The organism is Cellulophaga omnivescoria (assembly GCF_027915275.1).
Lineage (GTDB): Bacteria > Bacteroidota > Bacteroidia > Flavobacteriales > Flavobacteriaceae > Cellulophaga > Cellulophaga omnivescoria.
Map to the genome: position 1 here is coordinate 491,463 of NZ_CP115819.1, position 22,405 is coordinate 513,867.

General features: G+C 33.3%; 14 protein-coding genes. 2 read left to right on the top strand and 12 right to left on the bottom strand.

Annotated elements, in window-relative coordinates:
- Positions 1 to 2: 2 nt before the first annotated feature.
- Together PBN93_RS02200 and PBN93_RS02205 are read left to right on the top strand one after the other, a co-directional pair.
- On the top strand, positions 3 to 893 hold the full coding sequence (locus tag PBN93_RS02200) for a family 16 glycosylhydrolase (RefSeq protein WP_075694332.1): 891 nt from the start codon (positions 3 to 5) through the stop codon (positions 891 to 893).
- A gap of 1 nt (position 894) precedes the next feature.
- Positions 895 to 2,139: a glycoside hydrolase family 117 protein gene (locus tag PBN93_RS02205; RefSeq protein WP_271081332.1), complete on the top strand. Its 1,245-nt coding sequence runs from the start codon at positions 895 to 897 to the stop codon at positions 2,137 to 2,139.
- A 71-nt stretch (positions 2,140 to 2,210) separates the two neighbouring features.
- Here PBN93_RS02205 and PBN93_RS02210 read toward each other — a convergent pair whose 3' ends face one another.
- The 12 genes from PBN93_RS02210 to PBN93_RS02265 all read right to left on the bottom strand — a co-directional run bounded on the left by PBN93_RS02210 (position 2,211) and on the right by PBN93_RS02265 (position 22,384).
- Positions 2,211 to 3,725, bottom strand: coding sequence for a sulfatase family protein (locus PBN93_RS02210; protein WP_271081333.1), 1,515 nt, complete (start codon positions 3,723 to 3,725; stop codon positions 2,211 to 2,213).
- A gap of 5 nt (positions 3,726 to 3,730) precedes the next feature.
- Positions 3,731 to 5,119, bottom strand: coding sequence for a family 43 glycosylhydrolase (locus PBN93_RS02215; RefSeq protein ID WP_271081334.1), 1,389 nt, complete (start codon positions 5,117 to 5,119; stop codon positions 3,731 to 3,733).
- Positions 5,109 to 6,674 carry an alpha-L-fucosidase gene (locus PBN93_RS02220; RefSeq protein ID WP_271081335.1) on the bottom strand — a complete coding sequence of 522 codons (1,566 nt, stop codon included), beginning with the start codon at positions 6,672 to 6,674 and terminating at the stop codon, positions 5,109 to 5,111. Before PBN93_RS02220 ends, PBN93_RS02215 begins: the two co-directional genes overlap by 11 nt.
- A gap of 164 nt (positions 6,675 to 6,838) precedes the next feature.
- On the bottom strand, positions 6,839 to 7,753 hold the full coding sequence (locus PBN93_RS02225; protein ID WP_271081336.1) for a 3-keto-disaccharide hydrolase: 915 nt from the start codon (positions 7,751 to 7,753) through the stop codon (positions 6,839 to 6,841).
- A gap of 84 nt (positions 7,754 to 7,837) precedes the next feature.
- Complete coding sequence (locus PBN93_RS02230) at positions 7,838 to 9,385, bottom strand: alpha-L-fucosidase (protein ID WP_271081337.1); 1,548 nt, start codon at positions 9,383 to 9,385, stop codon at positions 7,838 to 7,840.
- Positions 9,386 to 9,506: 121 nt separating this feature from the next.
- Positions 9,507 to 11,126, bottom strand: a complete 1,620-nt coding sequence (locus tag PBN93_RS02235) for a DUF5060 domain-containing protein (protein ID WP_271081338.1) — start codon at positions 11,124 to 11,126, stop codon at positions 9,507 to 9,509.
- A gap of 28 nt (positions 11,127 to 11,154) precedes the next feature.
- Positions 11,155 to 12,813: a sulfatase family protein gene (locus tag PBN93_RS02240; RefSeq protein ID WP_271081339.1), complete on the bottom strand. Its 1,659-nt coding sequence runs from the start codon at positions 12,811 to 12,813 to the stop codon at positions 11,155 to 11,157.
- 122 nt (positions 12,814 to 12,935) lie between these two features.
- Complete coding sequence (locus PBN93_RS02245) at positions 12,936 to 13,925, bottom strand: LamG domain-containing protein (RefSeq protein ID WP_271081340.1); 990 nt, start codon at positions 13,923 to 13,925, stop codon at positions 12,936 to 12,938.
- A gap of 149 nt (positions 13,926 to 14,074) precedes the next feature.
- Positions 14,075 to 15,631: a hypothetical protein gene (locus PBN93_RS02250; RefSeq protein ID WP_271081341.1), complete on the bottom strand. Its 1,557-nt coding sequence runs from the start codon at positions 15,629 to 15,631 to the stop codon at positions 14,075 to 14,077.
- Between the two features lie 11 nt (positions 15,632 to 15,642).
- Complete coding sequence (locus PBN93_RS02255; RefSeq protein ID WP_271081342.1) at positions 15,643 to 17,445, bottom strand: RagB/SusD family nutrient uptake outer membrane protein; 1,803 nt, start codon at positions 17,443 to 17,445, stop codon at positions 15,643 to 15,645.
- A gap of 17 nt (positions 17,446 to 17,462) precedes the next feature.
- Complete coding sequence (locus PBN93_RS02260) at positions 17,463 to 20,597, bottom strand: SusC/RagA family TonB-linked outer membrane protein (protein ID WP_245799584.1); 3,135 nt, start codon at positions 20,595 to 20,597, stop codon at positions 17,463 to 17,465.
- A gap of 299 nt (positions 20,598 to 20,896) precedes the next feature.
- On the bottom strand, positions 20,897 to 22,384 hold the full coding sequence (locus PBN93_RS02265; protein ID WP_077400225.1) for an alpha-L-fucosidase: 1,488 nt from the start codon (positions 22,382 to 22,384) through the stop codon (positions 20,897 to 20,899).
- Positions 22,385 to 22,405: the final 21 nt, after the last annotated feature.

A 22,405-nucleotide genomic window follows, 5' to 3' on the forward strand; every position in this document is an offset into this window, starting at 1 on the left:
AAATGAAATCTATTTTACACGTTACTAAAAAAATTACATTACTTATTATTTTTATGATTGTTGGGCAATCTTTTGCTCAAAAAGCTCCGTTTTTTAAAGACGGACAAGATCCTAAACCTAACCAGAAAAAATGGAAATTGGTAAAAAATATGTCTGATGAATTTAATGGCAAAAAAGTAAATGAGAGTAAATGGCAAATATCTGGACAAGGATGGATTGGGCGTGCTCCAGGATTATTTTTGGCAGACAATATTAAAGTTAAAGATGGTAGTTTACAAATTACAACTACTCTACTAGACAAACCAATTATTAAAAACGGAAAAACATTTACACATGGTGGCGGTTATGTGGGCTCTAGAAACGCAATGAAATACGGGTATTACGAGTGTAAAATGAAAGCCAACAAAACCTTTATGTCTTCTACTTTTTGGCTAATAAATGAATCTAGAGAACAAAATGGCTGTAACAAAAGAGTAACAGAACTAGATATACAAGAAACGGTTGGCCAAATTGTTAATAAGGCAGAATGGATGAAGTATTTTGATGAATCTATGAACTCTAACACACATAGTAGAAATATTCCTGAAGGATGTGATTTTGAAAAAGGCTCTGTTAAATCTAAAGGAAAACTTGATACTAAAACTTATGAAGATTTTCATGTGTATGGTGTTTGGTGGAAATCTAAAGATGAAATTTTGTTTTTTATGGATGGTAATTTTGTATCTAAAGTAAAACCTGCAGCAGACTTTAATATAGAAATGTATTTAAGATTGGTTGTAGAAACGTATGACTGGAATCCGGTTCCTGAAGATGGCGGAATGAACGGTTCTAAAGATGAAAGAACTACTACTTATAACTGGGTAAGAACTTGGAAATTAATTGATACTAAATAATATGAAAAGACTAAAAATAACAATAATAAGTTGCCTTTTTTTAACGGCTAATAGTGTTTGTGCACAAAATTTTCCGTTTGAATTACCTAAACAAAAACCTAACCAACCGTTAAGTGAGGCTATGCAACGTAATTATGATAATTATTTAGCGCCAAGACCAGAAGACAACGAGTTGTACTCCTTATTTAAATATACAAAATTAGAAGGGCTAGATTATAGCAATGGAGACGGAACTGTTAGCCGTAGAGATCCTTCTAAAATTATTTTTGAAAACGGGAAGTATTATCTTTGGTATACACACAGAAAAACAAAAACACCTCCTAAAGGTGCTAAACAGGCTACAGAGACTATACCCTCTGCAGATTGGGATTTATCTGAAATTTGGTATGCTACCAGTTTAGATGGGTTTAATTGGGAAGAGCAAGGCGTTGCCATACCTAGACCACCTAAACCAGAATTGGGTCACAGATCTGTTAGTACTGCTGATATTTTAAAATGGAAAGGAAAATACTATATGTACTACCAAGGTTTTAGTGAAGCTAGTGGTTTGCGTGGTGATGATTGCCCTGTACTAATGTCTTATGCAGATTCTCCTGATGGGCCTTGGATAGCAACTAATAAAATTGTGATCCCTAACGGACCAAAAGGTACGTGGGATCAGTTTTCTATACATGACCCATATCCTTTAGTGTATAAAGATAAAATTTACTTGTACTACAAGTCTGATTTTGATGGAAAACCTGATTTGGTAAGAATGCAAGGTTTGGCTACTGCAGATTCTCCTTTTGGACCTTTTACTAAAAATAAACTAAATCCAGTTTTAGCATCTGGTCATGAAACTACTATGTTCCCTTTTAAAGATGGAATTGCTGCTTTAACAATTAGAGATGGTAATGAGCACAACACCGTACAGTTTGCAAAAGATGGTGTTAATTTTAAAATTGCCTCTATAGTAGAAATGACGCCTACAGCAGCAGGACCTTATGTGCCTGATGCCTTTACAAATACTAAAAATGGCACCGGAATTAGTTGGGGATTATCTCATTTTACAAATGCAACAACTTGGGATAAAAATCATGCTGTTTTAGTACGTTTTGACTGTGATTTGAGTACTGCTATTAACGATCCTGAAATGAAAAAACACCACGTTTATCACAGACCAGAGGTGTATTTAAAACAAAGTTTAAGTAAAAAACAAAAAGAACGCATTACTGCAAGTAATAAGGAATTACAAAAGTCCAAATAAAAAGTAACATCTTAAAAAAAAGCCCAAACGAGTAATTTAACTGTTTGGGCTTTTTTATGGTAAATATCTATTTAAATTTTAGTTTTCTCTCCTGAATCTCTGTACATGTTGTAGGTAGTAAAAAGGCTTTTTATTTTAGATGCGAACTCTGGTTTGTGTATTAAATTTTGCATTTCATTTTCTGTAACATTATTATTTAAATTAAATAATGCTACTGGAGTTCTGGTACTATTAGTTTTATCTTTTTTATCAAAAGCTATAATTAATTTCCATCCATCTTTAATAATAATTGCTTCTTTGCCAGTACCAGATTGTGTAACTAAATAAGGGTGCACTTTTTTACTTTTGTTTTCTCCTGTAAAAATTGGTAATAAGTTGGCTGAATCGTTAGCTTGGCCTTCTTCAATTTCTTGACTTGTAATTGCTGCCAAGGTTGCTAAAATATCTATAGTTAAAATTGGTGTTTTAGATGTAGATTTCTTCTTAATTTTTTCTGGCCACCAAGCAATAAAAGGTACTCTGTGTCCGCCCTCATAAGCTTGGTTTTTTCCTCCTCTGTAAATATCGTTAGATTTATGACCAGATTGTATACTCTTCCTTTTTAATAACCCCCCATTGTCTGATGTAAACAAAATTATAGTATTATCATAAACACCTTTCTTTTTTAATGCTGCTACTAGCATAGCCATTTGTACATCTAACTCTTTTACCATATCTAAATGTTTAGACGGTGTTTGGTCTGCTATTTTTTCACCATTTAGTCTTTTTGTAGGCGTGTGTGGCAAATGCACTGCTAAAGAACAGTAATACATAAAAAAAGGTTTGTTTATATCTGCCTTAGCAATATAATCTACTGCTTTATTTACAAGTAAAGGTCCCATATTGTGCGGGTCCCAATTTGTATCTCCTAAGCCTTCATCTTTATCTAAAATAACCCCTTTTTTGGTCATATTCTCCTGTGATATATAGCCAATTTCTGAGTTTCTTTCTAAAGGCATCCACTCTTGATTTTCATACACCACATAAGGTACATTTTGTATTCCTGCAGGAAAAGTTAAACTATAGTCAAAACCATTATCTAGTGGTCCTTTACCTACTATTTTACGTACATCTACGCCTAACTCTACTCTTTTTCTAGGAGACCTGTATATTTGCGTGTCACTACCTTTTTTTAAAAAATCCATTCCAAACCCCCATTTGCCTAAAAAAGCTGTTTGGTATCCTGCATTTTTCATAAGCTTACCAAGAGTTAATTGGTTTGGCTTAATTGGTGATGCCTCATAAGCTCCCCAAACACCCCAAGGAGCATAACTACGGTAGCAGTTATTGCCTGTCATTACTGCATATCTAGATGGCGCACATAATGCCGCAGGAGAATGTGCATCTGTAAAAACCATTCCGTTTTTAGCTAAATTATCTATAGCTGGTGTTTTTAAAACCACATTGTTACTATGCATTTTTCTGTAAAAAGAAATATCTCCTACACCAATATCATCTGCTAAAACAACAATTACATTAGGCTGTTTTTGCGCAAAAATCTGTGCTGCAAAAACAACACATATCACAAATATGTACTTTTTAAACATTCTTCTTATTTTAACATTAACCAATTTAGATTTACAATTTTATCGGCACCCCAAACAGATTTAAAAACAACTACAATATTTTGCATACCAGAAACCTCTTTTAAAAGATTTGTTTCTATGGTTTGCCAACTATTCCAACCACCAGTATATTTTATAGGAAACTCTGCAATTAAATCTCCCTTAGGATTTCCCAAACGTACCTCCATAGATCCTATTCTTTGTCCGCTTGCTACGCGTGCAACTATTTTTTTTGCAGAACCGTTTGCAAAATCAACATTGTTAAAAGTAACATTCCCCATCATTTTAGTATCGCTCACCATCCAACCTATTGGTTCATTACCACCTACAAAACTAGTTTTTGCTCCACTAATATTATTATACCTATCTACTTGTATTTTTTCTCCTATTGTTGGTGCTCCTATGCCTCTTAATGTTGGCTTTACGCGGGCTATGCTCCCATCTTCTTTAAATGTCATATAATCTGCACGCATAGATCTTAACTTATTGTAACCGCTAATTTCCCACCAGTGATAAAACAATATCCATTTTCCTTTATAGTTTACAACAGAATGGTGATTGGTACCATTGCCAAGGTTGTCCATTATTTTACCTCTATACGTAAAAGGCCCTAAAGGATTGTTACTTGTAGCGTATGCAATAGTGTATCCTTCATTTGCAAATACATGCGCAAAAGTTAAATAATATATACCATTTACTTTTATAGGAAAAGAACCTTCTTTGTAGCCTGCTGGCAACCCTTCTATTTTTATAGGTTTTGCAGCTATTTCTTTCATATTATCTTTTAATGGAGTAACATATAATTTTTCTCCTCCACCAAAATATAAATAAGCTTTACCATTTTCATCTAACAACAAGCCTGGATCTATACCTTCTACACCTTTAATGTAATTTTTTTCCCATTTAAATGGTCCAGCAGGACTTTTAGAAGTACCTACGCCTATACGCCTAAAGGAAGATTTATCTAACGGTTCTGCAGGGTAATAATAGTAGTATGTATCTCCTTTTTTAATGCAATCTGGAGCCCACATACCGTAGGAATTTTTTTTACCCCAAGGCACACTATTTTGATCTAAAACAACACCATAATCTTTCCATGTATTACCACCTTCTAAAGAATACATATGATAATCTGGCATACAAAAATCTGGCGCTTGTACTCCTTCCTCTGGTACTATATCATGAGACGGATAAACATACAACTTACCATTAAAAACACGAGCAGTTGGGTCTGCCGTAAATATATCTGTTACCAAAGGGTTTTGTGCATTTATACTAGCACACAGTAGTAGTAATAATACTGTAAGTAGTTGCAAAACATTTTTCATATAATATAAATTATGTTGGTTTACGTTAGTTGTTAATTTAATCTGCATGAGCGTCTATTGTACCACCAATATTGTTTTCTTTATAACCCTCTAAACTAACTTTAAATGCGTGTGCATATTTTGTTGGTAGTTTAGCTGGCTTGGCTATTACAAGTCCTCTTTGGTCTCTTTTCCAGCTAATTTTTTCATTACTGCCCAATAAACTTATATTTTCTATTTTAGAGTTTAATACTCCTATAGCGGTAGATAAAGACTTTACCGTAATTTCTTTTTTAGGAGTATCCATTACTATAATATAAAATTCCTTATCTGATTTTTTAGTAAACCTAATATCTGCATCTGTGTATGCTATTTTAAATTTTTCAACTTTATGTCCGCCTTCTGGTAAACGAGTAGGCCCCTCACCAAAAATTGTCCAAGGTCTTGTACCATAAATTGCATCTCCGTTTACAGCTAACCAACTTCCCATATCTAACAATAAGTTTTTCATTTCTTGAGGTATAGATCCATCAGGGTTTGGTGGCACATTTAACAACATTAAACCATTTTTAGATACAATATCTACAAGTATATCTACAAGCTCATTTGGCGTTTTAAACTTGGCATTGGGTCTGTAAAACCAAGCACCAGGAGACGTATCTGTTAACCACATAGGAGACTTTGGCTGGTTTGGTCTTCCACGCTCATAGTCTTTAACAGCAGTGGTTTCAGGAAAAGTAGATTCTTTGTAAGACACTACAACCTCTTTGTTCCATTCAATTCCTTTATTGTAATAATATGCTAAAAATTGCTGTCTACTTTCTTCTGTCATATTCTCTAACCACCAGTCAAACCAAATTAAATCTGGTTGGTACACATCTATATATTCTTTAATTTTAAGCCACCAATCATTATAAAAATCTTCATCTGGAGTATTAGATTCTAATGAATGCGGATTTGTATATAAGTCATAATCTTTAGGGTTTATGCCGCTATGTTTGTGTGCAGGTGCAAAATATTTCCACGTAAATGCATGGTGAAAAGAAGCCATAAATTTTAGCCCCTTTGCCTCTATTTCTTTTTTTAATTCTGCTGATGGATCTATGCCACCATAATTTATAGAATTCCAACGTGTGACCTTGCTGTTCCACATAGCAAAATTATCATGGTGCATAGCTACAGGCCCTGCAAATTTAGCTCCTGATTTTTTAAATAACTCTGCCCATTCTTTTGCATTAAAAGCAGTAGGAGAAAATTGTTCTATTATATGCTTATAACCATATTTTGCTGGCTTACCATACTTTTTTTTGTGGTGTAGGTAGTTAGTTGTTGGCTTACCATTTTTGGTTGGTACTTTTTTACCGTCTTCATACATTTTCATTCCGTGCCAACCAGCATAATACTTATCTGCATCTGTACCTTCAAAAGCAGAAGAAACTGGTCCCCAATGGGCATATATTCCAAACTTAGCATCTTTAAACCAATTGGGAGTAGCATTTACCTTTGCTAAAGACTCCCAACTTTTTGTATATACCGCATTACTATTTTTTTGTTCTTTTGAAGATTGACTATAACTAAACGCTACTATACTAAAAACTGCTATTGTTAATTTTAATTTTACCATACTAAAAAGGATATTATAGTAGCAAAGTCTTTTCTTTTTTGCTCCTAATTACTAAAAGTGTTGTTTGTTACCTTAAACACATTTCAAAAATAATTTAATAGCCTCCTTTAGCAGATAACGTATGTTTTAGAATATAGAACGGATGATGAATTGTATCTTAAACATTACTGGTTAAGGTACTTTTTAGGAAAAAAGGTAATTGGTGTTATGCTTAAATTTTTATAATATACTTCAGCAGCTTCAGACTGTATTTGTATTTTTCCTTGAGTTACAGGTGTAACAATACCATTTTTTAAATAACGGGCATTTTTTACCCTGTTTACAACTTTACCGTTTACTAGATGTATACTTTCTGACCCCAAACAATAAATTTCTAATGTATTCCACTCTCCGTTTGGCTTCTCAAACATTCCTAATTTACTGGCTTGACCAGATTCAAAACCTGGTCCCCATTTTAAAGGCACTAATTCTGCATTAGGATTATATACAAAAAATGGCTTTCCGTTTTTAGCATACTTTTTTTCTGCATGAACATCACCAAAAACATCTGTTAGAGCAATAAAATCTCCGCAATCACCCTCTTGCACCTGAAACTCTAAACTAGACATCCAAACATTCCAAAAAGCTCCGTGTGGCCCTTTAGCATGATATAAAATTCCGCTATCTCTTTTGGTATACAAACGTGGTTCCCATTTTTTTTCTCCCCATTTAAACTGCACACTTAAATGGTAATTTCCATACTCTTGCTTTGTAGTTAAACCGCCATAAATTTCACCTGTAACTTTTAAAACCGGTTCGTTATTTTCTTTTATGATTGAAAACACATTTTTTAAATCTTTGTTTAGTCCTAAAGGTTTTCCTGTTTTTACATCTGCAAACTTCTCTACATTTAAATCTACAGAAGTATGCACGGCTCCCATCCAAATTTCCCAATTAGATAACTTTTCATCAAACAAATAAATGGTTGAAGAATTTGTATTTTTAACTACATCTGTACTTTTACAACTCACAAATAACAACAAATAAAAAGCTGTTATTACTGTATAAAAAAATACTTTTTTAAAAGATTGCATTGCCATTACACTTACTATTTTTTAAAACTAAAAAAGCCAAGATTTGTATCTGCATAAAACCTTGGCTTTTTATTACTTTAAACAATTAAACTACATTTCTAACTCAATAACATATGCAAAGTCTCCTGGTTTTTCTTTTGGCATTGTAACCTTAAAACCATCTTTTTCTTGACTCCACTTTATTTTTTCTTTACTACCCAATACTCTTGCATTGGTGATATTTAAATCTTTTGCATAAGTAGCTTCTTTTGCTAAAGATTCTATAACAACAACACCATCTTTTGGCCAATCTAAAACAATAGCATAAAGCTTATTATCTTTGGTTGTAAACCTAATGTCTTTAGAAGATAATCCTTTATTATTCCCTTCAGAGTGGTGACCCTTTTTAACCTCTGTTGGTCCTTCTCCAAACGTTTTCCAGTAAGTAGTGTCATAAATAGCATCACCATTTATAGTTAACCAATCTCCTATTTGTAGTAAAATTTCTTTTTGATCTTCTGGTATTGTGCCGTCAGATTTAGGCCCTACGTTTAGTAAAAGATTTCCGTTTTTACTAACAATATCTACCAAATCATCTACAATTTGGTTGACTGTTTTAGACTGCCAATTAGAAACATAGCTCCAAGAGTTTTTGCCAATAGAGGTATCTGTTTGCCAAGGTAATTTACGTATACCTGGTAGTTTGCCACGTTCTAAATCATAAATAACTGTACCCTCAGGGAAAGCTTCATGAGAAAAGTTTTTATCTTGTAGAACAACCTCTTTACCCCACTCTATACCTTTATTATAGTAATAAGCAGCTAATTTTGGTCTCTGATCTTCAAAATCTGGAATATCTAAATAAAAATCGAACCACATAATATCTGGTTGGTAATTATCTATAATATCTTTAGTTCTTGCCCACCACAACTCTTTAAACTCTTTAGAAACAGGTTCGTTTAAATCTTTACCTTTTGTAGAGTACAAATCTGCATACTCAGGGTTTGTAGTATCAAAATGATCTTTTTTATTAAAAAAAGACCAATTAAAAGCAAAGTGAGAAGATGCTCCCATAATCATACCTTTTTGTCTTCCGGCTTTAAATAACTCTCCTAAAATATCTCTTTTAGGCCCCATATCTACCGCGTTCCAACGTGTAACATTAGATTTATACATTGCAAAACCATCATGATGTTCTGCCACGGGTATCACATATTTTGCACCAGATTTTTTAAACAAATCTATCCATTCATTTGCATCAAAATTTTCTCCTTTAAACATTGGTATAAAATCTTTATAACCAAAGTTTTTTTGATCTCCCCATTTTTCTTTATGATGGTTATATACATCAGAAGGTCCCTTTTTTTCTAAATTTAGTTGCGCAGAAAAAGTAGCCGTATCCATATACATTTTACGTGGGTACCATTCTGATGAATATGCTGGAACACTATATGCGCCCCAATGAATAAAAATTCCAAACTTTTTTTTATTAAACCAAGTTGGGTCTTTATAATTTTTTTTGATTGATTCCCAGTTTGCTTCATAAACTGGCTTAGTTTCTTGAGCTATTTCCTGCTTTTTATCTTTTTTATCTGCACAAGACAAAATAGTTAAAGAGAGAATAAAAAGGCTAAGTACTATATATTTTCCACTTTTCATATCTAATAGATCTTAAAGGTTGTTCTTACTTATCTAAAGCGAAATTCTAACTATAGTTTTAAAAGCATTAAAACGTATGTTTTTTATAGTAGACCAAATGTCTAATTCCCTGTTTTTACTACTATTTAAGCCTAGAAATAAGTATTGCATCTGCCTTTTGTGACCAAGGAGACCTAAACTTACCTTGTTTTTTAATAGCTACCTCTTTTGTAAACTCTCCTGTTAGGGTATTAAACCACTGCATAGTTCGGTTTTCATCTTTCTTTTTTAAAAATGCGGCATCTATACCGTAGTTTTCTTTGTGTATGTACAGTAGAACTGTGCCTTTATCATCTGTTAAGTTATAGCCACTACCGTTATGCCAAGGAATAGGTTTCATTTTATGAAACTGAAACTTACTAAATAGTTTTTGCATGTAATTAAAGTATGTAAACTTTGGTTTATAAAACTCTTTAGGTTGCTCAAAAGGGTTATAAATAATTACATTCCATGAAGTACCCTGCCAATAATAAGTGGTGTACACACCTGCAAATAAGCACATATAATTGCGACGTAAACAGGTTTCTGCATTGGTATAATCTCCTGTAAAAACAGTATACATAGACTCCTCATAACCACCGTGCTCGATATTAAATATGGGTTTGTTTTTAAATTTTGTTTTGGCTTCTAACATTTTGTTATAAATGTTATGTGACCAATTTTGAGAAGAAATAAAATCTACCTTATCTGGAAAATTAGAGCAATATTTATAATCATGTACAGACACCAACCTGTTGTATTTGTCATTTGTTTTTAACCTTTCTATTCTTCCGTGAATATACGCTTCATCTGCCCTACCATAGTATAGCGCCTCTTTAGAAATATCCCATACTATATTAGGAAAAGCTTGGTACCTTTTTACTACATAATCAAAATACATATTATCTGCATCTGTATTCATATTAGGCCAAGCAACCAATTTATTCCAAACATATATCATTAAATGCGCAGCTATACGCTTGTTATGCATTAAGCTAATAGTACGATCTAATTTTTTAAAAAATTCTGGGTTTAGAGCTGAATAATTTGGATTGTCATTATTGCCAAGGAAAGGAAAAATATCTTTTGGTCCACCAAACTCATGTTCTGGATGTTGTTTTAATTTAGAATCTTTAATCCAGCTAACATCATAAGAAAAAACATTCATCACTACCTGATTAAATCCGTTTTGGTTTAAAAGATTTAAAAGATGCTCTGTTTTTGGCAATCCTTTTTTGTTGTGGTAGTCTAAGGCATAAAGCCAATCGCACTCAAAGGCCAATAAAAAGTACGGAGTGCCATCTTCATAATAAAAATTTTGAGGATCAATTTTTGGTATCACTAATGCTCCGTGATTATTAGTGGCTGCAGAAGATACCGTTACACTACCTTTTTTATGATGTATTTTTTTTAGATCTGCATAGGTTGTAAATTTCCAATTACCCTTTAAAGAACTAGAAAACCGTATTACCCATTCTTTATTACCATTATAAAAACCAGGCACTTGCTGTACTGTACCATTACTATGCGTAAAAATTGCATAAAAATTAGCCGTATAAGGAGATACTACATTTTGGTTTGTTGTAAATGTTATATCTAAAACCTCCCATTTTGGAATTTTAAAAACAGTGTTTAACGTGTAGTTTTCTTTTTTAAGTTGGCTAGTTACTACTGTAAAACTTAGCAAACTAGTAACTATTAAAAGTTTTAATACATTTTGCATAACACTGTTTTTATTTAGCTATATTTTTTTAATCATTCCAATGCTCATCTATTACCTTTTGTATGTGCGGAAACTTACTACCATCTTCCTCTTTTAAACTTTTACGTTTGGCTTTTAACTGCTTTTTAAGTTCCTTAATTATATCTTTATACGCAGGGTCATTGTAGGCATTATTCATTTCTTTAGGATCTTTAGTTAAATCATAAAACTCCCAAGCAGCTGGTGTATCCATCTCAAACTTATTACCCCAACTTTTTTTGTTCCATGTAGCATTAGGGTCTTTAGTATCTACCCAATATTTACCATAAAAAAATATTAGTTTGTATTGTTTTGTTCTAATACCAAAATGTGCCGGGTTTGCATGTGCGTGTGCCATATGCATCCAGTACCTGTAGTAAGTAGACTGCTGCCACCCTTTTGGTTCTTTACCTGTTTCTAAAATAGACTTAAAACTATGTCCTTGCATTTTTTCTAGGGCTGTGCCACCAGCTAAATCTATTAAAGTAGGTGCAAAATCTGCATTGTTAATTATTGCGTCTGTTCTAGTACCTGCCTTTATTTTTTCTGGATAACGCACAAAAAATGGCATACGCATAGATTCTTCATACATCCATCTTTTATCTATATAATCATGTTCTCCCAGCATAAAACCTTGGTCGCCTGTGTACACAATTATAGTATTATCATACAAGCCTTCTTCTTTTAAAAATTTTACCAATCTGGCTACATTGTCATCTACACCTTTTACACAACGTAAATATCTTTTTAAGTACTCTTGGTACGTTTTGTGAGTGTATTCTTTGTCTGTCATATCCAAAGAAATGCTTGAGGCATCAAACTCTGGGTTAGATATTTTAGTATACTCATTAGACCACAATCGCATTCCCATACTTCTCACAATGTTTCTTTTAGATACAGATGAGCCTATAACACGCAGTAAAGAATCATTAGCACCCCTTGTTGCTATAGAACCATTATTACCATTCTCATACAAACTTGCTGGTTCTGGTATATACGTATTTTCTAAATAATCTTTATAACGCGGTGCATACTCAAAATCGTCATGAGGTGCTTTGTAATGGTGCATTAAAAAAAACGGCTTGTCTTTATTGCGTTTGTCTTTTAACCAAGCAATAGTTAAATCTGTAATATTATCACTAGAATGTCCTTTGGTTTGTATTCTGTTTTTTGGCCACTCTTGTTCTCCTTGCACTATAAATTCAGGATCATGGTATTTACCTTGTCCTGGTAATACAGCATAATAATCAAAAGTAGCAGGCTCATCTTCTAAATGCCATTTGCCAACCACAGCAGCTTCATACCCTAATTTTTTCATTTCCTGTGGTAAATATTGCCTTTCTGGGGGTATATGCCCTTCTAAATCTAACACGCCATTTGTTTGGCTATATTGACCCGTAATCATAGTTGCTCTACTTGGTGTACAAATAGAGTTTGTAACAAAACAATTATCAAAAATAATACCTTGGTTAGCAATTTTATCTAAGTTTGGAGTAGGATTTAAACTTGCCAACCTACTACCATATATACCAAATGCTTGTGACGTATGATCGTCTGCCATTATGTAAATTATATTTGGCTTTTTGGTTTCTATTGTAATTTTTTCTTTTTCGGCACATGAAATAATGGTTGCCGTAAATAGTGAAAAACAAAATAGCTTTTTAAACATTTTTGGTTGGTTTTAGTTATATAAAGTAAAAGCGCTAATTAAAGCGCTTTACAAAAGTTACATTTTTTTTAGTACTAAAGAATAACATATGATTTTATGAATAAAACATATGATTAATACATTTAATCTGCTTTAACCGGTTTAAAAATACGAATCCAATCTACTTTAAATGTATTATTTTCTTTATTAGCCAATTCTGCATCAGATGGTGTAATATTTTTATCTGATCTCCATGTTTGATCCTCTGCATTAATAATTATATCCATAGGTTTACTTAAACCTTTACCATCTGCATAATTATTAGGGTCTATCATTTCTGCTCCAGAGGTTGTTCTTACCAACTCTCCGTTTATATAATACTCTAAATGAAAAGGATCTCTCCAGTACACTCCTACTCTATGAAAATCTTCTCTCCATAATGTACCAACCTCATCTTTATACCAACTACCTGCATCTGTTGGTTGGTAATCTTGAAAAGGTTCTCTAATAAACATATGATGACTTAAATGAATACGCTCTGCATACCAAGTTTGGTCTGCCTGTGCTAACTCTGAGTAGCTTGCTCCGTAAGCCTCTACAATGTCTATCTCCTGAGTATCATCTGAGCTTAAAAGCCAAACATCTGATGCTAGCGTAGTATTTGCAATTTTTACATACGCCTCTATATACACCGGGTAAATTACTTGTTCTTTTGAGGTTATACAACCCAAATAAATTTTATTAGAATTTGGAACTCTACTAGCAACCATTTGTAAATAACCATCTTTAACTAAAGAATGGTCTCTTTTCCATTCTGTTAATCCGGGGCCAGACCATTGGTTATGATAAAAATCGGTCCATTTGGCATCAAATTCTGCTCCTTTATTAGCGGCCTCTGCTTCATAATCAAAACTGTCTGACATATTTTGAAACTCCCAAACATTACCTTCTCCTGCTTCTGCTGGCACAGGTATGGTTTTCCAAGTTACTTCTGGTTCTTCTTCTGGTTCTTCAGTTGGGATTTCTGGTGTTTCTATTACCTCTTCATCTGTAGTTTTATCTGTAGATTCATTATCACTACAAGACACTACATAAAACAATAAGAGTACTATTGCTACATTAAATTTCATCATAATAAATTAATTAGTTTGGCTCAAAGTTGTAGAATGATTGTGATTTTAGCACAAAAAAAAACTGTACAAAAAATAGACAACACCAGTATTTTAGGCATAAAAAAGGCCCTACTTAGTGCAGTAGAGCCACTTTTTAAAAAAATTATTTTTTATGGTCTTTCATCTACTTCCATAATTCTTATATCATCAAAATATATAACACCCATACCATTGTGTCTTAAATATATTTCATAATCACTACCCGTAGTAGCTGCAGTAAACCTTTGAGCTGGACTTACCGTAACCCAAGTATCTTCTGCTGCTGTTGCAACAATATTATTCCAAAACTGAAATACAGTTTCTCCGTCTTTTTGTATCCAAGGTCCGTTCATATTTATAACTGCACCAGCTTGCTTGTAAATTTTATACTCTAACTGGTATGTTACCCCTGCTGTTAACGTATATTGATCTATTACGTTATGAAAACCAGACCATGGACCAGATTGTGCTGCATCTACTTTCATACTATATATACCACTTGCTGCTTGCTCTGTAGAAGGAGCAACAGTTGTAGTTGGCAAGTTATCATCTTTAGTAGTCCAGTTGGCACCACCATCTTCTATGTCATAACGTACTGCCTCATGCTGATACATTTGAACAGGCAAATCTGTAAAAGCAGCTGGAATACGTGTGTCTGTAGACTCTAGGGTACCATTACCATCATATGAAACGGTAATATTATCTGACCTATATATTTGCTCTTGTAATTTAATTTCTAAAATTGTTGCATTAGAAGAATTTAATCCTATTGTAGAAATTGTAAAAGGAATACCATTTACGTTTACTGTAAAATGAGCTTTTTGGTCTGCAAAAGGTTTAAATTCTCCATTATAAGGTATTTGTATAGTTTGGTTTTCTAATTCTACCAAATCACCGGCAACCTCAAAAGGTAATGATGATGGCACTACGTTTATGGTAGCTGCAATATTGTACCTATCATAATCTGCTGGTATATTTTCTCCTTGTCTACTTATATTTAGCCCTCCTTTAAAAGAACCCAATTGGTTTAATTGTATTACAGCAAGAGAGTCTGTACTGGTAATATCTCCTATTTGCCATGCTCTAGTATTAGGACGACCAATAGTAGTAATGTCTACAAACTCTAATGTTGACCCTGCTTCTACCGTAATAACATCACTCTCTAATTCATGAGGAACAACTACTCCATTTTGGCGAATTAGTATTTGCGGAACAATAGTGTCATACACATCTACAACAAAAGTAGTATCTATAACCCATTTGCCACCTACCTCTTTAGAAGGAAAAACAAAACCATCTGCACCTTTAAACTCTACATATTCTTTAAACTCATTATAAAGGTTTACTTTTTTTAAGCCACCTTCTTTAAACAAAACATGTACTGTTTTGTCTGTACTCTCTAGAGACTGCGGCGTAATAATAAAATCGTCATAAATAGAATCTTTACGCTTAATTGGCCCTTTTAAATAGTAACTACCTTCTTCTATAGTCCATTTATGAGATATTTCTCCTTGTGATAAATCTGAAAACGATGCAAAATCGTTTACATTAATACTTACAATTGTATCTCTAAAACCACTTGTATACCAAGATACATCTGAGAACGAATTAGGAGCATCATAATCATCACTGTTACATGCGGTAAAAAGCGCTATAACTAATGCTATTAAAATTAATCTATTATTCATAATATCTTTTTTTAGTTATTCAAATTTGGGTTGGCTGTAACTTCACTATTTGGAATAGGGTAATACCCGTGTATACTCTCGTTATAATTTACTGCAGCTTGTGCATAATCTATAAACGTAAAGCCATTTGCAATAGGACTTTCTCCTTCTTTTAATACAGAACCCCACCTTGTAACAGATTTGCCTTCTTTGTCTATAAAAGGGTAATTATCTGCCCAATATCTTTTTTCACTTAAATCTTGAAAGCGGTCTTTTAAAATACCCCATCTTCTTAAATCTATAAAACGTACAGCGTGCCCTTCTTCTGCCAACTCTAATGGTCTTTCTACATACATTAAATGTTCCATTAAACTATTAGCATCATAAGTAATATTGTCATGATCTGCACTAGGGTATGCACCGCTACCATCTGGGCCAATTAGTTTTAAAGCAGAACGATGCCTTACTTCATTAATTAAGGCCATAGCTTGCTCTACGCCACCGTCATCTGTACCACCCTTAATTAAGCACTCTGCTAACATTAGGTATATATCTGCCAAGCGAACCAAACGTATATTTAAACCAGAACGAGTATTTGGTACAATATCATTTTCTGATGTTACCGTTGCCCAGTTTGTGTATTTCCTAAAATAGGCTGTTTCTTTGTTATTAAATATAGTTGCATCTGCAGTAGATAACCCGCCGTAATAAGGAGTATCTTTATCATCTACTAGCGCAACAGAATAAGATGCACGTAATGAGTATGATCTTGGCCTCATTAATGTTACTGGGTCACAACCTTCTGTACCATCTTCACAAGGCACAAAGTTTCTTGGGTCATTCATATCTAACTCTTCTGATTTATAAGCCATTTGCAACCAAGCACTTGGCAATGAAGCTCTAAAACCTCCTAAGTTTGCTGGTGCAAATATTCTACTTAAAACATTAGATACATTTTGAGAATCATACGGGTTTAATTCAGATTTAAAATTTATAGAATAACTAACCTCTAAAATAGACTCTGAGTTAAATTCTCCTGCTTCAGAAAAATTATCGTTTATATTATCTACTAAAGATCTGCCGTATTCTCCGTTAGTAATAATATCATTAAAATAAACTGCTGCTGTTGTATAATCTTCTTCATACAAATAGCTTCTTCCTAATTCTGCTGCTGCAGCTGCCGCTGTAACCCTACCAACATTAGCATTGCCATCCCACACTGGAGGTAAATTTTCATAGGCAAATTCTAAATCTGATAAATAAAAAGCCTTAACCTCTTCTGCTGTACTTAATGGTTGATAAAAATCGCTTTCTGCTTCCGGAACAAAATCAAAAATTGGTACACTACCTTGGTTAAACATATTATACAAGTAGGTGTATGCAATTCCTCTAAAAAACTTTGCTTGTGCTATAATTAGAGTTGCAAAGTCTATATTATCTTGGTCATCATAGGTTTCAATTAATCTTTCTCCGTTTGCTATAACTTGGTTTGCTCTAAAAATTACGGTGTATAAAGCAGACCATTTGTTTCTGATGTCGTTTTCTGAGTCATTAAATGTTTGTAGGTAGAAAGAATTTTGTGTGTTTGGCCTACCAAATCCTGGCCAACTCATATCTGCCCTATGGTTGTCTGAAACGATATTAAAAACACTTGTATTTTTAAAAGCGTTATATACAGCCGTTAAACCTCCATTAAGATCTACATTATTTTTCCAGAAACTGCCTGTTGACAGTTCGTTAGGGTTGGTTTCTTCTAAATAATCGTCTGAACACGCTGTACTGCTTATAATAAGCAGTAAAGCAACAGCTATTTTTTTAACTATTAATTTTTTCATTTCTAGTTCTTTTTTAATTAAAATTTAAATTCAATACCAGCTCTATATTGTGTGCTTATTGGGTAAACACCTGCATCTATACCACGTGTGCTTAACCCATCATTACCCACTTCTGGATCAAAACCATCATAATTAGTTATGGTTAATAGGTTGTCTGCTGCTATGTAAAATCTTAATTTATTAATATTAAGCTTTTCATTTAATTTTTTAGGTAAAGTGTATCCTAGAGTTAGGTTTCTAAGCCTACCAAAACTACCATCTTGCAACCAGTAGTCTGTATATCCTCTATAATTAAAATGATCTCTTCCTCTGTCTGCAGGAATTGTAGATGTTGGATTAGACTGTGTCCATTGATGGACTAAGTCTTGGTGTGTACCTTGCTTGTATGCGTAGGCTTTACTACCATTAATTATTTCTCCTCCTATGGCTGCATACCAGTTCATAGAAAAATCTACATTTTTATAGTTTGCGTTAAAATTTAACCCTAACTCATATTCTGGAGCTCCGCTACCCTTATAAACTCTGTCATCTAAAGTAATTTCTCCGTCACCAGCATCTGGTATTCCATCATTATTTGTATCTACAGTTAACTGATCTACGTACTTTAAATCTCCTAAATTTGCAGTAGGATCTATTTGTCTGTATTCATCTAACTCTGCTTGTGTAGTAACCAATCCGTCTGTTTCTACTAAAAAGAAAGCACCGGCTTCATACCCCTCTCTAAGTGCTGTTACCAAATCTTCTCCTGGTAAACCTGGTGCAACTTGACTGCCCCCCAGGAATGAGAACTTGTTAGAATCACTCATTCTTGTAATTCTATTTTCGTTTTTAGAATAATTAGCAGAAACGTTCCAACTAAACTTACCCCTATGCTTATAACTAGCACTCCACTCTGTACCATAGTTGCGCATATCACCAACATTTAATATTACATTAGAATTGTTACCACCACCAACAGTAGGTGGTAAAATAACAGGGAACAGCATATTTGTTCTAGACCCATCATAAACCTCACTAGTTACTGTAAGTTTATTGTTAAAAAATCCGAACTCCATACCAAAGTTCTTTTCAATTTTCTTTTCCCATTTAGCTTTAGGGTTTTTAAATGCTTCTTGTATTGCTCCTAAAACCAAAACTTGGTCTGTTCCTGTACCAAAAACATAGTCATGCCCTAAACCAATAGTTGGTGCAGTACTGTAATCTAATATGCTTTGGTTACCTGTTGTACCGTAACTAAACCTCATTTTAAAGAAATTAAAGGTTTGTCCAAATATATCATCCCAACCTTTTTCGTCTGATGCAATCCAAGCTGCAGATGCAGATGGTGCATATATCCATCTGTTTTCTTTAGAAAAACGACTAGTACCATCACGTCTTAAACTTGCACTTATTAAGTATTTACCTTTATAATCATACTGTACACGACTTAACATACCTATTAAGGTATTGGTTCTGTCTTGTCCGTAGCCGTTACCTGTACCAACATTGGCATCTAAAGTTGCACCGTTTAAATTTGTAATTTCATTATTAAAGAGATCAAATTTTTGAGCAAAGAAAGAGTCATATGTATATTTTTCTGCACTAAGAGCCCCAACTAAAGTTACATGGTGGTCCCCATATGTTTTATCAAAAGTTGCAATACCGTCTATTGTTGCGCTGGTAGATCTATCACTTTGGTTATAAACACCAGATCTAACTTGTTGTGGTATTAAATCTCCCTCTACAGAATATGCTGTAAATAAAGGATTTATTCTTACTCTTGTGTTATTTGTTCTACTTAATGATGCACGTGTTGTTAGCTTTAAACTATTAAGTAATTGATAATCTATTTGCATACGAGCATCAAAATTATCACCTTTTCTAACGTCTGATTGTTTAAGCTTTGCCATTAAAAAACTTAAGTTTCTGGCATCATTGTTATTTGTGGTACCAGCACTATCATCTACAGTTGGTGCGCTTGGGTCTATTAATTGCTGATAAGGTTTGTATCTGTAACCATCTAACAATATTTGCCATGGCGTATACTCTTGCTCATCTGTTCTTAAACCAATACCAGTTGTAAAGGTCCATTTTCCTTTTTTATAAGTTGTATTTGCCCTTACATTTAACCTTTCTAAACCAGAATTAATTAATGAACCTTGTTGGTCAAAATAGTTTACAGATACATTAAACCTTAAACCTTCTTTACCACCAGAAATATTAAGATTATGGTTTTGTATTAATGCCATATCTTCCTGAAGAATATCCATTAATGAGGTATTGTTAGTAAAGTCGTAACGATTTTGCTCTAATGTTGTAAATGAATTATTTGGAAAAGTTCCATTAATATTATTTAACCTTACAAACTGACTGTACATAGAGTCCTCAAAATTCATTAAAGGTACAGAAGAGATAATGTCTTGTACACCCATATAACTAGTTATACCAATATCCATTTTACCAACTTTACCAGATTTGGTAGTAATTAAAATTACACCAGCAGAACCTCTAGTACCATAAATAGCTGCAGAAGCTGCATCTTTTAGTACATCTATAGTTTCTATTTCTGCAATACTTAATTGCGGATTTCCATCTTGCGGTATACCATCTACTACATACAAAGGAGAATTACTACCAAAAACAGAGTTAATACCACGTATAAGTATTACAGCATCTGATCCTGGTTGTCCACTACTAGAAGTTACGTTTACACCTGCAATTTGCCCTTGCAGTGCACTACCAACGTCTGCAGTAGATATTTTTTCAATATCCTCTGCTTGTACTTGGGCAACGGCACCTGTTACCTCTCTTTTCTTTTGTACTCCGTATCCAATAAGTACTACTTCTTTTAATGCTTCTATATCTTCTAACAAGCTTACATTAATGGTACTTTTAGAACCTACGGTAATCTCTTGCGCTACATATCCTATATAGCTAAATATTAAAACACTACTTGGCTGTGCTTGTATAGTGTAGTTTCCATCAAAATCTGTAACTACACCGTTTGTAGTGCCTTTTACAACAACACTTACCCCTAAAAGTGGCTCGCCGTCTGCGCTAACATTACCTGTTACGGTTTTTGTTTGTGCTAGAGCCAAACCAAAGCCCATAACAAAAAATAAAATTGTTAACAAAGCTTTATGTCTAGACTTAACAAGTAAATTAAATTTCATTTCCATAATCGTTTTTTAAGTTTAGTTACACAAATGTTGATTTTATTTACTTTAAGCGTAGTAACAAATGTTTTTTTAAGTAAAACATATGTATAAAATCTTAAAAAAGTGTTAACTAAAACGCTTTCAAACCAGTAAATATGTTGGTTTTGTATTATTTATGTAATTTAAACAGTATAAAAATGTTAATTTATAAAAAATTAACACATTAATTATGCAAATTGATAAACACACAAAAAAACCACCAACACTACCTATAAAATAATGCTGATGGTTGTAAAAAGCCGATGTAAAATTGTTTAAAATACTATTTTGTACACAAAAGCATAGTTACCAATTTTTGTTTTTGAAGGTTGTATAACCAAACCATTTTTTGTTTGTTCCCAAACAATTTTTTGGTTAGTACCCAACATTTCTATTTTTTTAATTTGATGTTTTGTATTTGCTAATGATGTTATAAAAACTTTATCCTTAGGCCAATCTAAAACTATAGCATACAGTATACCATCTTTTGTTGTAAACCTAATGTCTTTTTCTGTGTTGTCTTTATTTTTATGCTCGCTTAAATGCCCTTCTACCACTTTGGCGGGACCTTCTCCAAAAACCTCCCAAGTTCTTGTACCATATATAGCTTCTCCGTTTACTTTTAACCAAGTTCCCATTTGCAGCAAACGTTCTTTAACTTTTGCAGGAATTTCTCCCTCTGCAGTTGGAGTTATGTTTAATAAAACTGCTCCGTTTTTACTTACTACATCTACTAAAAAATCTACAAGTCTGTTTGTAGATTTATATTTAGGATTTTTTATATGACTCCAAGAATTCCAATCTATTGAGTCGTCTGTTAACCAAGTAAAGTCTTTTTTATCACTCATTCTAGAACGTTCTAAATCTAAAACCGCAGAGCCGACTGCTAAATCTTTAAATTTATAGGTTACAACAACTTCCTTATTATTTTTTAAACCTTGGTTGTAAAAGTTTGCTAAAAATTGTTTTCTGTATTCTTCATTAATAATATCCATTTTATTATCAAACCAAACAATATCTGGATCATATTTAGTAGTTAACTCTGTAAGTCTGTTTAACCACTCTTCATTAAACGCCTTATTTGGTAAAGGTTTTGTGGGTTTATTTGCCATAACAAAAGTGCCCTCTGGAACTTTAGGGCCGTACAAACCGCTAAATTCTGTATTAAAAGCATCTGTATTTTTATCCCAAGTTGGGTACCAAGCGTATAACCAATGCCTGTGGTAAGTAGTAATAAATTTTAAACCACGGGCCTTTATAGCTTTTTCCATAGCACCAACAACATCTATTTTAGGCCCTTTGTCTTTAGCATCCCAGTTGGTTAACTTACTATCCCACATGGCAAAACCATCTGCGTGTTCTGCTATTGGTCCTGCAAATTGTGCTCCTGCATTTACAAATAAATCTGCCCAAGCATCTGCATTAAACTTTTCTGCAGTAAACATTGGTATAAAATCTTTATAACCAAAGGTATCTAAACTACCATACGTTTTTTTATGATGTTCATTTATTGGGTGTCCGTCCACATACATCCATCTAGAGTACCACTCATTTTTATGCGCTGATACAGAATATGGCCCCCAATGAAAATAAATTCCAAACTTTAAATCTTTATACCATTCTGGCACATTATACTGCTGTAAAGACTCCCAATCTGCAGTATATTTTAGGCTCTTATTAGGTATTTCTGTTGTTACTTTTTTACTAGCACAACCTGTAAAAAGTAATACCAAACAAGCTTTTATAAAAATTCTGTTTTTCATAGTAGGTTAAATAACTTGGAG